This is a genomic window from Enterobacter sp. C3_dUdeg (assembly GCF_057536195.1).
Genome location: NZ_BAAKFX010000023.1, coordinates 1 through 778, shown reverse-complemented (window position 1 = coordinate 778; position 778 = coordinate 1). Strand labels below are relative to the sequence as shown.

Below are 778 nucleotides of genomic sequence, written 5' to 3'. Positions count from 1 at the left end.
TAATAGCTCACTGGTCGAGTCGGCCTGCGCGGAAGATGTAACGGGGCTAAACCATGCACCGAAGCTGCGGCAGCGACGCTTAGGCGTTGTTGGGTAGGGGAGCGTTCTGTAAGCCGTTGAAGGTGTGCTGTGAGGCATGCTGGAGGTATCAGAAGTGCGAATGCTGACATAAGTAACGATAAAGCGGGTGAAAAGCCCGCTCGCCGGAAGACCAAGGGTTCCTGTCCAACGTTAATCGGGGCAGGGTGAGTCGACCCCTAAGGCGAGGCCGAAAGGCGTAGTCGATGGGAAACAGGTTAATATTCCTGTACTTGGTGTTACTGCGAAGGGGGGACGGAGAAGGCTATGTTAGCCGGGCGACGGTTGTCCCGGTTTAAGCATGTAGGCGGAGGTTCCAGGTAAATCCGGTACCTTTTAACGCTGAGGTGTGATGACGAGGCACTACGGTGCTGAAGTAACAAATGCCCTGCTTCCAGGAAAAGCCTCTAAGCATCAGGTAACATCAAATCGTACCCCAAACCGACACAGGTGGTCAGGTAGAGAATACCAAGGCGCTTGAGAGAACTCGGGTGAAGGAACTAGGCAAAATGGTGCCGTAACTTCGGGAGAAGGCACGCTGATATGTAGGTGAAGCCCCTGCGGGTGGAGCTGAAATCAGTCGAAGATACCAGCTGGCTGCAACTGTTTATTAAAAACACAGCACTGTGCAAACACGAAAGTGGACGTATACGGTGTGACGCCTGCCCGGTGCCGGAAGGTTAATTGATGGGGTTAGCGG

At 53.7% G+C, this 778-nt stretch carries 1 rRNA gene; it reads left to right on the top strand.

Annotated elements, in window-relative coordinates:
* Positions 1–778 (top strand): 23S ribosomal RNA (locus tag AC27FC_RS23045); the annotation flags it as partial.